General features: G+C 57.7%; 10 protein-coding genes. 6 read left to right on the top strand and 4 right to left on the bottom strand.

Translation table 11 applies throughout. From position 1 onward, the window contains the following. Positions 1 to 7: 7 nt before the first annotated feature. From ACR1XU_RS16075 to ACR1XU_RS16055, 5 genes are all read left to right on the top strand, one after another. The gene (locus tag ACR1XU_RS16075) at positions 8 to 937 is read left to right on the top strand and encodes an ABC transporter permease subunit (protein WP_170611380.1); all 930 of its coding nucleotides are present in this window, start codon (positions 8 to 10) and stop codon (positions 935 to 937) included. 1 nt (position 938) lies between these two features. Next, a complete protein-coding gene (locus tag ACR1XU_RS16070; protein ID WP_480908221.1) occupies positions 939 to 2,744 on the top strand; it encodes an ABC transporter ATP-binding protein in 1,806 nt (601 codons plus the stop codon). 215 nt (positions 2,745 to 2,959) lie between these two features. Continuing rightward, positions 2,960 to 3,853: a UTP--glucose-1-phosphate uridylyltransferase GalU gene (gene galU, locus ACR1XU_RS16065; RefSeq protein WP_170681231.1), complete on the top strand. Its 894-nt coding sequence runs from the start codon at positions 2,960 to 2,962 to the stop codon at positions 3,851 to 3,853. A 57-nt stretch (positions 3,854 to 3,910) separates the two neighbouring features. Then, the gene (locus ACR1XU_RS16060) at positions 3,911 to 5,344 is read left to right on the top strand and encodes a mannose-1-phosphate guanylyltransferase/mannose-6-phosphate isomerase (protein WP_480915634.1); all 1,434 of its coding nucleotides are present in this window, start codon (positions 3,911 to 3,913) and stop codon (positions 5,342 to 5,344) included. Positions 5,345 to 5,507: 163 nt separating this feature from the next. After that, on the top strand, positions 5,508 to 6,584 hold the full coding sequence (locus tag ACR1XU_RS16055; protein ID WP_480908217.1) for a DUF2793 domain-containing protein: 1,077 nt from the start codon (positions 5,508 to 5,510) through the stop codon (positions 6,582 to 6,584). Positions 6,585 to 6,616: 32 nt separating this feature from the next. Here ACR1XU_RS16055 and fcl read toward each other — a convergent pair whose 3' ends face one another. Together fcl and gmd are read right to left on the bottom strand one after the other, a co-directional pair. Continuing rightward, positions 6,617 to 7,594 (bottom strand): GDP-L-fucose synthase, encoded by a 978-nt coding sequence (fcl, locus tag ACR1XU_RS16050; protein WP_480908215.1) that lies wholly within the window; start codon positions 7,592 to 7,594, stop codon positions 6,617 to 6,619. A gap of 10 nt (positions 7,595 to 7,604) precedes the next feature. After that, the gene (gmd, locus tag ACR1XU_RS16045; RefSeq protein ID WP_170611391.1) at positions 7,605 to 8,729 is read right to left on the bottom strand and encodes a GDP-mannose 4,6-dehydratase; all 1,125 of its coding nucleotides are present in this window, start codon (positions 8,727 to 8,729) and stop codon (positions 7,605 to 7,607) included. A 160-nt stretch (positions 8,730 to 8,889) separates the two neighbouring features. Here gmd and ACR1XU_RS16040 point away from each other — a divergent pair, with 160 nt between their 5' ends. After that, positions 8,890 to 10,194, top strand: coding sequence for a UDP-glucose dehydrogenase family protein (locus ACR1XU_RS16040; RefSeq protein ID WP_480908213.1), 1,305 nt, complete (start codon positions 8,890 to 8,892; stop codon positions 10,192 to 10,194). Between the two features lie 18 nt (positions 10,195 to 10,212). Here ACR1XU_RS16040 and ACR1XU_RS16035 read toward each other — a convergent pair whose 3' ends face one another. Beyond that, positions 10,213 to 11,037: a 3-methyl-2-oxobutanoate hydroxymethyltransferase gene (locus ACR1XU_RS16035; RefSeq protein ID WP_480908211.1), complete on the bottom strand. Its 825-nt coding sequence runs from the start codon at positions 11,035 to 11,037 to the stop codon at positions 10,213 to 10,215. Positions 11,038 to 11,106: 69 nt separating this feature from the next. Further along, positions 11,107 to 12,108, bottom strand: coding sequence for a sterol desaturase family protein (locus ACR1XU_RS16030; RefSeq protein ID WP_480908209.1), 1,002 nt, complete (start codon positions 12,106 to 12,108; stop codon positions 11,107 to 11,109). Between the last annotated feature and the right edge of the window lie 46 nt (positions 12,109 to 12,154).

The following is a 12,154-nucleotide window of genomic DNA, read 5'->3' as shown; positions in this document are numbered from 1 at the left end:
GCAGGCAATGCTTGGAAAATCTCAAAAAGCCGCCCATCTGGCCGAGGAAATCACCGATTACACGGTCATTCAGGGGCGCTCACTCTGGCAGGACGCGCGGATGCGTTTTGTCCGCAACAAGGCCGCGATGGCCAGTGTCTTCATTCTGGGGATGATCGTCCTGTTCACGATTATCGGACCCTATTTCGCAGCCTGGAACAACGAAGAGATCGACTGGAACGTCATGGGTGACGTGCGCGGCATGGGAATGCCGTCCATCGAGACCGGACACTATTTCGGCGTCGATGATCTGGGGCGCGATCTGTACAGCCGTGTCATTCAGGCAACCACGACGTCCCTGCTGGTGGGTCTGATCGGGGCGGCAACGGCGCTGATCGTGGGCACCTGCTACGGCATCGCTGCAGGTTATATCGGCGGCCGCACCGACAGTGTCATGATGCGCTTTGTCGACATCCTGCTGGCGATCCCGGCTACGCTGGTCATCATCCTTCTGCTTGTCGTGGCGGGACGGTCATTCTTCATGCTGTTCATCGCCCTTGGAGCGGTCGGTTGGCTGACCATGGCGCGGATCGTGCGGGGACAAACTCTGACTCTTAAAAACCGCGAGTTTATCGAGGCCGCCCGCGCCGCCGGGGTCAGTGAGTTTACCATCATGTACCGACACATCCTGCCCAACCTGCTGGGCGTGGTGATCGTCTATGCCTCGCTACTGGTGCCCGAGATGATCCTGACCGAAAGCTTCATCTCGTTCCTGGGTCTCGGGATTTCGGAACCTTACACCTCATTGGGCCGTCTGATTGCCGAAGGGGCCGGCACGATGAGCTATGGCACGCTGTGGCAGTTGATGTACCCCCTGACATTCTATGTCGCAATCATCATCACCATGTTCTTCATCGGTGACGGTCTGCGTGACGCTCTGGACCCGAAGGATCGCTGATATGAGCCTGTTTTCCGTAAAAGACCTGAGCGTCCGGTTCGACACTCCCGATGGCGTGGTCGAAGCCGTCAACGGCATCAGCTTCGACATAAATCCGGGTGAGTGCCTGGGCATTGTTGGCGAAAGTGGGTCGGGCAAAAGCCAGACCTTCATGGCCGCGATGGGGCTGTTGCCATCTGCAGGCCACGCAAGCGGGTCGGCAATGCTGAACGGCAAGGAAATCCTGAACCTGCCGGTACAAAAGCTCAATCAGATCCGTGGAGCCGATGTGGGAATGATCTTTCAGGATCCACTCACGGCCCTGACGCCGCATTTGCGGGTCGGCCAGCAAATGCGCGAAGTGCTGCAGGTTCACGAAGGCCTGCAAGGCTCGGCCGCTCGTGCCCGGTGTCTGGACTGGCTGGACCGTGTACGCATCCCCGAAGCCGCGCGCCGGTTGGATCAATACCCGCACGAGTTGTCCGGCGGGATGCGCCAGCGGGTCATGATCGCCATGTCGATGCTATGCAATCCCAAGCTGCTGATCGCGGACGAACCAACGACCGCCCTTGATGTAACGGTACAGGCCGACATTCTGGACCTGATGGTTCGACTGCAAAAGGACGAGGGTACGGCGATCGCGCTCATCACCCATGACATGGGCGTCGTGGCGCGGATGTGCGACCGCATTCAGGTCATGCGGCTTGGTCAATTCGTCGAGGCCGGTGACACCCGGGAAATTTTCCGCGCGCCTCAGCATGAATATACCCGCACATTGCTTGAGGCGATGCCGCGCATCGACGCCGGTGATGCCCCCAAAGCTTTGGCCAAGGTCGAAGAGCCGCTGCTCAAGGTCGATAACGTCAAGGTTCACTTCCCGATCCACGTCAAGGGCGGTTTGTTCGGGCGCAAGGTTCCACTAAAGGCGGTCGACGGTGTCAGCTTCGATATCCGCAAGGGTGAAACGCTGGGCGTTGTTGGCGAGTCGGGTTGCGGAAAATCCACGCTGGCACGGGCCGTACTTCAACTGATCGAGCCCAGCGCGGGCAATGTCAGCTGGCTGGGGCATCCGATCGTCGGACTGAGACGAGCTGAACTGAACAAGTATCGCAAGGACCTGCAGATCGTGTTCCAGGATCCGCTGGCCAGTCTGGATCCGCGCATGACGATCTCGGCCTCGATTGCCGAGCCGCTGAAAACCTACCGCCCCGACCTGACCGAGCGGGAACGCAAGGAACTGGTCACCGAGATGATGGAGCGGGTCGGCCTCAAGGCGAACATGATCAACCGTTATCCGCACGAATTGTCTGGCGGACAAAATCAGCGCGTGGGAATCGCCCGGGCGATGATCAACAAGCCAAAGCTGATCATCTGTGATGAAGCGGTTTCGGCTCTGGATGTGTCCATTCAAGCTCAGATCGTGGAATTGTTGCGAGAATTGCAACAGGAATTTGGCCTGTCGATGATCTTCATCAGCCATGATCTGTCCGTAGTGCGCGCGGTGTCGAACCGGATCATGGTCCTGTATCTTGGCCGTATCGTCGAACTGGGCGATGGCGAAGTGATTTGTTCCGATCCGGTTCACCCATACACAAAGTCGCTGATTTCGGCGGTACCGATACCCGACCCCGATGTGGAGCGAACACGCCAACGTCTGAAATTACCGGGAGAATTGCCCTCACCCATGGATCCCAAGGCGGCTTTGCGTTTCCTTCCCAGTCGCCTGTCGGCCGGACAGTCGGACTATGTTCCACAACTCAGCGAGATCGCACCCGATCACTACGTGGCCGAACATGATCCGCTGGAGATTATCATGAAGGCGTCCTGATACTGCTTCCGGCGCCTGATTGCAGGCGCCGGGGGTACGTTTTTCTGAACTGGGTTTGGACCGGATGTTTTGACTCCTCCGCATCGAGATGGCACCTTTCCGATCACTTCTAGCCTGGGAATCCGGGCGACGTTGATTGTTCAGGCATTGCAGCCTAAGAGGAGAGACCGGCCTCACCACACTCTGTCGGGCTCGTATTGAATTTGAGAGGTAACATGGCACGTAAGGTCACAAAGGCGATTTTCCCGGTTGCAGGGCTGGGTACGCGATTTTTGCCCGCAACAAAATCAGTTCCGAAAGAGATCATGACTTTGGTTGACCGGCCGCTGGTTCAATACGCCATCGACGAAGCCCGTGCCGCAGGAATTACCGAATTCATCTTTGTCACCTCGCGCGGGAAATCCGCGCTTGAGGATTATTTCGATCACAATCTCGTGCTCGAACAGGAACTCAAAGCCAAGGGCAAGGACGACCTGCTGGAAACCCTGAGCGCAACCAACATGGAAAGCGGCGCCATCGCCTATATCCGCCAGCACAAGGCACTGGGCCTTGGCCACGCGGTTTGGTGCGCCCGGCGTCTGATCGGGGACGAGCCCTTTGCCGTCATGCTGCCCGACGATGTGATCGCGGCGGACAAACCCTGCCTGCAGCAAATGGTCGAGGCCTATGAAGAAACCGGTGGCAACATGGTTGCCGCGATGGAAATTCCCAAGGACAAAACCAGTTCCTACGGTGTTCTCGATGTTGGCGAGAATATCGGTACGGTTGTCCGGACCAAGGGCATGGTCGAAAAGCCAGACCCCGATGATGCCCCGTCCAACCTGGCGGTGATCGGGCGTTATATTCTGGGGCCGTCGGTCCTGTATAACCTCAATCAGAAAAAGAAGGGCAGCGGCGGTGAAATCCAACTGACTGACGCGATTGCCGAAGACATTGTGAACGGTGTCCCTGTTTTTGGATACAAGTTCAACGGTCAGAGGTTCGATTGCGGTTCCAAATCCGGGTTCCTGCAAGCCACCGTGGCCTTTGCGTTGGCACGCAACGATTTGCGCGACGATCTGAGCCAGTATCTCCATGATGTCGTTGTTGCGGGAAAGGCGGCGCAATAGGCTATTGCGCGACCCGAACACCTCTTTCAGGGCAACTGAAATCCAAAGGCAAACGTCATGACAACTGTCCATCCCGTCATTCTTTGCGGTGGCTCCGGGACCCGGCTGTGGCCCTTATCCCGCAAGAGCTATCCCAAGCAATTTGTGCCGCTGCTTGGCGAAACCAGCCTGTTGCAGGATTGTGCCGCGCGGATGTGCGGACCGTCTGACGCGCCTTATGCCAAACCGCTGATCCTGACCAATGAAGCGTTTCGGTTCGTTGTACCCGAGCAGCTTAACGGCATTGGCATCGATCCCGGTCCGGTCCTGATCGAGCCCGAGGGCCGCAATACTGCCCCAGCCGTATTGGCGGCTGCGCTATACCTGGCTGCTGAAAACCCGGACGCCATCATGCTTGTCGCCCCTTCCGATCACGTGATCCCGGACAAAGCCGCGTTCCACGCGGCTGTTGCCAAAGGTGTCGAAGCCATCCACGAACGCGGTGATCTGGTGACCTTCGGCATCACTCCGGACCGGCCGGAAACGGGGTATGGGTATCTGAAACTCAGCCATGCCCCGAACGCAGACACCGCAGTTCCGCTGGACCGGTTTGTTGAAAAGCCCGGTCTCGAAAACGCCCAGGCAATGGTCGCCGATGGCAGCTATCTCTGGAACTCAGGTATTTTCCTGTTTGCGGTGAAAGACATCATTGCAAGTTTCGAACAACACGCCCCGGACCTGATCCCGCCGGTGCAAAAAGCGGTTACCGATGCGCAGACCGACCTTGGATTTCTGCGTCTCGATGCGACCGCTTGGAGCGAGGTCAACGATATTTCGATCGACTATGCGGTCATGGAAAAAGCAACTAACCTGAGCGTCGTGCCCTATGCCGCTGGCTGGTCTGACGTCGGAAGCTGGTCCGCCGTGCAGGAGTTGAGCAATCCTGACGCCGATGGCGTCGCCACAACCGGAGAAGTGACTGCAATCGATTGCCGCAATGTCCTGATCCGGTCGGAATCCCCGACGCAGGAAGTTGTGGCCATGGGGCTGGAAAACGTGATCACGGTTGCCATGCCCGATGCGGTACTTGTGGCCAGCATGGACAAGGCGCAGGACGTAAAACTGGCCGTCGCTGCACTTAAAGCGAAAGGCGCGAAGCAGGCGGAATCTCTGCCGGTGGATCATCGCCCGTGGGGCTGGTTCGAAAGCCTTGTGATCGGGGACCGGTTTCAGGTGAAGCGTATCCATGTCCATCCCGGTGCCGCGCTGAGCCTTCAGTCACACCACCATCGCTCGGAGCACTGGATCGTTGTGGAAGGCACGGCAAAAGTCACGATTGACGACGACGTGCGCCTCGTGTCCGAGAACCAGTCGGTCTACATCCCGCTGGGTGCCACGCACCGGATGGAAAACCCCGGAAAGGTGCCGATGGTTCTGATCGAGGTGCAGACCGGAACATATCTGGGTGAGGATGACATCATCCGTTACGAGGATATCTACGCGCGCGACTAGGCGACCGATTCTCGCACGCGGTTCCTGGCCCTGTGTCAGGCAACCAGCAGTTAATTAGCAAATCGTTTCGCGGGCGTTCGGCCCGGTCGGACAGGATTCATGTGTGCCACGGCAGGGTGGCGCGCAATGCAATTGTCGGACCGACAGCCACAGGAGGACGCCCGTGTCACAGACCTCACCCCGATTGGACCTGCCATTTCTTCAACCTTCGCAGGCCCAGAAACACGTCACCCATAACGAGGCCCTGCGCCGGCTGGATCTCGTGGTGCAGCTCAGCGTGGTGGCCACCAACGCGACCACGCCTCCCCCGGTTCCGGAGCAGGGCGAGGTTCATGCGCTGGGATCTGCGCCAACCGATGAATGGGCGGGTCAGGCAGGTAACCTTGCAGCCTGGCTGGACAACGCCTGGCACTTCCTTTCCCCCGGCATCGGATGGCGCGCCTGGGATCAGACCGCTGGCCAGATCAGGATTTGGGACGGATCTGCCTGGATTGATCCGCCGGTGGCGACACAGAATCTGAACGGTGTCGGCATCGCCACCAGCTATGACGACACAAATCGCCTTTCAGTGCGCGGCCCTGCTACGCTGTTCAGCCATGATGGCGGCGGACATCAGGTCAAGATCAACAAGGCCGGTTCCGGTGATACCGCATCGCTTTTGTTCCAGTCCAACTGGACCGGCCATGCGGAAATGGGGTTGGCTGGAAACACAGGGTTTTCCATCAAGGTCTCTCCTGATGGGGGCAGCTGGACCGAAGCGCTGCGCCTTGATCCGACCACCGGTATCGTGGATGGCGCCGCCGTTCAGGCCAGTGCCGACGACACAACGACAGGCCGCCTGATGCGGGCGGATTACGGATATGGTCCAGGCAATTTGCTGGGGTCTGTATCCGAATCCGGCGGCGTTCCAACTGGTGCGGTGATCGAACGGGGCAGTACAGCAAATGGTGACTATGTTCGTTTTGCCGATGGAACGCAGATCTGCAACGCCGCATTGAATGCCGTTGCGTGTACCACCGCCGAAGGGACGATGTTTGCAAGCAATACAGACACCTGGACCTTCCCTGTAAGCTTCGCCCCGGGTTCGGTTCCAGTCATCAGTGGCTCAGGGGGTGCGGCATCCCGGTTTGTGGGCTTCGCTTCGCCTTCAGAAACGCAGGTGACCTACAAGGTATTGTCTGCATCCTCGGATGCAGCCACGAACGCGCCAGGGGCCATTGCAATCGGTCGCTGGTTCTGAACATCAGGCTGCCCGGACCTTAGTCCGGGCAATCACTTTGAACGCAGATCTACGTCGTTCTGTTCAAGAAACCACGCATAAGTTTCGCGCAAACCATCCTCAAGCGACACACGCGCGCGCCAGCCCATATCTGCCAATCGCGTGACGTCCATCAGCTTGCGCATTGTGCCATCAGGTTTGGACACATCCTGTGTGATCCGCCCCTCAAACCCGGTGACTTCAGCCACCAGCGCCGCCAGATCCGCAATCGAGATGTCCGAGCCGGTGCCAACATTGATGTGGCTCAGCATCGGTTGCGTGTTTGCCTCATATTTGTCGCGCGGCAGGTCGAGGACGAACAGCGACGCCTCGGCCATGTCATCCACATGCAGGAACTCGCGCCTGGGTTTCCCGGTTCCCCATATCACAACCTCGTCCAGCCCGTCGCGCTTTGCCTCGTGAAACCGCCGGATCAGGGCAGGCAGAACGTGGCTGTTTTCAGGGTGGAAATTGTCCCCCGGACCATAAAGGTTCGTGGGCATGACCGAGCGGTAGTCGACACCGTGTTGACGGTTGTAGCTTTCGCACAGCTTGATCCCCGCGATTTTGGCTATCGCGTACGGTTCGTTTGTCGGCTCTAACACCCCGGTCAGCAGCGCGTCTTCGCGCATCGGTTGCGGAACCGCGCGCGGATAGATGCAGGAACTGCCCAGTTGCAGCAGGCTTGTGACCCCGGCCGAAAAGGCTTGATGAATCACATTGCATTCAATCATCAGGTTTTCATAAATGAAATCAGCGGGGTACGTATTGTTGGCGTGAATGCCGCCAACCTTGGCCGCCGCCAAAATGACCACATCGGGTCGTTCAACCTGCATGAATTCCCGCACAGCTGTCTGGTCCGTCAGATTAAGCTCGGCTGACGTTCGGGTCACAAGCTCAATCGCTTCACCCCCAGCCTGACGATCCTGCAACCGGCGCAGGATGGCACCGCCGACCATGCCGCGATGCCCTGCTACGTAGATCTTGCGCATGTTGTCCCCCTCAGCCGTTTTCCAGGCTGACCGGCAGCTCGAACCCGTGCTCTTTCAACAGCGCATGGCGTTTGGCTGTTTTCAGGTCTTCCAGAACCATCTCGGCGCACATTTCCTGCACGGTCAACTCCGGTTCCCACCCGAGCTTCTGTTTCGCCTTCGACGGATCACCCAACAGCGTCTCCACCTCGGCCGGGCGAAAATAACGTGGGTTGATCCGAAGGATGACATCGCCGGGCTTCAATGCTGGCGCGTCGTCGCCTTCAATGGCGGTGACCGTCGCAACCTCATCCACCCCTTCGCCCGAAAACTTCAGCGAAATGCCGAGTTCAGCCGCTGACCACTCGATGAACTGACGCACAGAATACTGCTTGCCGGTTGCAATCACGAAATCCTCGGGATTGTCCTGTTGCAACATCATCCACTGCATACGGACATAATCCTTGGCATGTCCCCAGTCGCGCAAACTGTCGATGTTGCCCATATATAGGCAATCTTCAAGCCCCTGCGCGATGTTGGCCAGACCGCGGGTGATCTTGCGCGTCACGAAGGTTTCGCCTCGGCGTGGGCTTTCATGATTGAACAGAATTCCGTTGCAGGCATAAAGACCATAAGCCTCGCGGTAGTTCACAGTGATCCAGTAGGAATACAGCTTGGCCACCGCATAGGGCGATCTGGGGTGGAACGGCGTCGTTTCCCGCTGCGGTGTTTCCTGAACCAGACCATACAATTCCGACGTCGAGGCCTGATAGAACCGCGTCTTGTCCTCGAGCCCGAGGAACCGGATCGCTTCAAGCAGGCGCAGGGTGCCAATTGCATCCACATCGGCGGTGTATTCCGGAGCTTCAAAACTGACGGCAACATGAGACTGTGCACCAAGGTTGTAGACCTCATCAGGCTGCACCTCCTGCATGATCCGGGTCAGATTCGAGGTGTCGCTCAGGTCCCCGTAATGCAAATGCAGCTTCGGGTTCGGTACATGCGGATCCTGATAAATATGATCGATGCGCTGCGTGTTGAAGGACGATGCCCGCCGTTTGATTCCGTGAACCTCGTAGCCCTTTTCCAGCAGAAACTCGGCCAGATACGACCCATCCTGGCCCGTGATACCGGTAATCAATGCCTTTTTGGTCATATCTGCGCCTCACAAATATCAATGTGTCAGTTTAGCGTCTCAAAAACAGCAAGAAACCATGGAATGCAAGCCAAGGTCACAGTCAGGCATTGAATCCGGCGGAAGATTCTTCGAATGTGCGGTCGCCAGACTTGGTAATTGGTAAGAAGGATTTTAACGAATGCGTATTGCAATGATCGGAACTGGCTATGTCGGTTTGGTATCCGGTGTCTGTTTCTCGGATTTTGGGCATGACGTGATTTGCGTCGACAAGGCCCGGGAAAAAATCGAGATGCTGCAGGCCGGAAAGGTTCCGATTTATGAGCCGGGCCTTGATGTGCTTATGGCCAAGAACGTGGCGGCCGGCCGGCTGAGCTTTACTACTGATTTGACTGCAGCTGTCGATGGCGCGGATGCCGTTTTCATAGCTGTGGGGACACCCACCCGCCGGGGCGATGGCCACGCGGACCTGACTTATGTAATGGCCGCCGCAGAAGAGATCGCACAGGCCATAACCGGCTACACCGTTGTTGTCACCAAATCGACCGTTCCGGTCGGGACCAATCGCCGGGTGCATCAGGTCGTTTCTGCCGCAAATCCCCAAGCCGATTTCGACGTCGCCTCGAACCCCGAGTTTTTGCGCGAGGGTGCCGCAATTGACGACTTCATGCGCCCCGACCGTGTGGTTGTCGGCGTCGAAAGCGACCGCGCCGCAGACGTGATGGCCGAAATCTACCGCCCGCTCTATTTGCGCGATTTCCCGATCCTGACCACCGATCTGGAAAGCGCCGAGATGATCAAATACGCGGCGAACGCCTTTCTTGCGACCAAAATCACCTTCATGAACGAAATCGCGGGCCTGTGTGAAAAGGCGGGGGGCGACGTCAAGGAAGTTGCGCGCGGCATTGGCCTGGATGGCCGGATCGGCAACAAGTTCCTGCACGCAGGCCCCGGCTATGGCGGGTCGTGTTTCCCCAAGGACACCGCTGCGCTGGCCCGGATCGGGCAGGAGCATGCGCACCCGATGCAGATCACCGAAACCGTCATTCGCGTGAACGACGAGGTCAAGAAACGCATGATCGGCAAGATCCGGGACGCCTGTGACGACAGTTTCAACGGCAAGACCATCGCCGTTCTGGGCGTGACGTTCAAACCCAATACCGACGACATGCGGGATGCTCCGTCACTGACCATCGTCCCTGCCCTGATCGGCGGTGGCGCAAAGGTCCGCGTTGTTGATCCTCAGGGCCGGTCCGAGGGTGAAGCCCTGTTGCCCGGCGTCGAATGGTCCGACGATCCGTATACCGCGGCAAAGGATGCGGATGCGGTGGTCATCCTGACGGAATGGAACGAGTTTCGCGCACTGAACCTGACCGAACTGGCCGGGACCATGAAAACCGCAAGGATGGTCGATTTGCGCAACGTCTATTCCGGCAACACCGCGTTGAAATCCGGTTTTGATACCTATGTAGGTGTCGGGCGCTGAACGCGCCCGCCTAATCCATCAGACCTTATCCAACTGTTCCTGCAGTTTTGCCAGCTCACCTTCGTGCATCCCAATGGACTGTGCCGGATATGGAAAGGCTTTGGCCTGCACCTCGGATTGAAATTCCTTCAGCGCCGCGACCCGCTCGTGATACATCTGCTTGTGCAGACGGCCCAGATTGCCAAAGGCGTGGGCGTGACGCGGAGGATTTTCCGCTTCGCCGCAAATGTCTGCCATGAACAGGAAGATCACGTCACCCGCATTGCCCGACCCCAATGAAATCGTGACGATCGACGTCTTGTCGTTCAGCAGGTTCAACGTGTCTTCGGCGACACATTCGATTTCGCAGGCCATCGCGCCTGCGTCCTCATAGCGCTTGAAGGTCTTGTAGATCTGCATCGCCTCATCGGCGGTACGGCCAAAGGCCCGCAATCCCCCGGCCCAATGGCTGAGCGACGGAACCAGCCCCATATGAACCTGAACCGGAATGCTTTCACGCGCCAGCATTTCCACCACGTCGTACGAGCGGTTGGTGAAATACATGTCCGCGCCCATTTCCATACACTCGATGGCATGGCGCATGATCTCGTCATTGGTGGCGAACTGGCCCCAGTTCATGGCAGTACCTGCAAAATGGTTCGGTGCAATCTCACGCGCCATGTCCAGGTGCACATCCCACAGCGTCAGTAGGTCGATCCCCGCATCGACACAGGCCTGTATTTCGGCCTCGTTCGCCGGGTTGCACATAGTCAAGCGCCGGCCGGTTTTCTTCAGGTCCAGCAGATCCTTGACGGTATAGTTTCGCCGGGCCGGGCGGCGGCCGAAAGTATAGATGTTTTTCATGATCTTCCCTGTTTTCAGATAGCAGTTGCCGGGCCCAATAAGACCCGGCAATACCCGTTTTCGGTTGGCTTACTCGGCTGCCCAGATCTTGCGGCGGCGTTCCTTGACCATCTCGTTGCCCTCGTCGGTTCCGTCATGGAAAGTATTGAACCACTCATCCCACGGCGTTTCCCAGGTGCCGTAATTGCAGTCAAAGAACCTGTGGTGCAGCTGATGAAAGAAGTCTCCGACCAGGAATTTACCCTTGTTGCCGAACTTCACGTGCTCGAACCCGGCATGAGAGGTCGGCGCGCCAATCCCGTGGTGAAACAGCAGAAAGATGGCGTGGATCGGGTGAGACGGCAGAAGAAAGAAAATCATCGTGTCGAACATCAGAAAGAAGCTTTCAACCGGATGCATCGCCAGACCTGACCATGGACCGGTATTGATGTTGCGGTGATGCCAGGCGTGCACCTTGGTATAAAGCGGGCCGACATGCAGCAGCCGGTGCAGCCAGTAGAAATGGAAACCTGCCCAGATCGGAATGAACACAACCATGGCAATGAACCAGACCGGGTTTCCATCAAGGGAAATCATCGTCACCCACCCATTGGCGTAAGCATACAGAATGAAGCATTCCCAGAACGTCCAGAATGTCAGCGCCGGACCCAGGGTCCAGAACATGTTATCCCAGACCTGGTTTTTGAAGGTAAAGACCTTGGCACCCTTCATCATCGGGCGCATGTCATATCGGTATTCGTCCTGCTGGGTGCGGAATTTCCACAAGGCCAAATGCAAGCCGCCCGCAACCACCATAAGGATGCAGAAATTGCGGAACCAGATCTCGGCCACCCAATCCCAGCTCAGCGTTTCGATCCGGGCCAGAGACGGGGTCAGATAGGTCCACGTGATGATCGCGAAGACCAAAAGCAACGCGCGCAGCGCCAAGGGATTCCAGCTTTGCAGCAGGTATCGCAAGGCGGTCAGAGGCTTCATCGGCCAGTCCCAATAGGGCGAGGTCTGAATAGGCAATTGCGGGGTATAGTTCCAGATCTTGCGCTTTGGGCGCGGCTGGGGGGGTGAATCCGACATGATGTGGCTCGTCTGTTCAATTTGCTGATCGCCAGCTTAAGATCTG

The sequence above is a fragment of the Ruegeria sp. D1(2025) genome (genome assembly GCF_056536425.1).
This window is presented reverse-complemented; position numbering and strand designations above follow the sequence as displayed.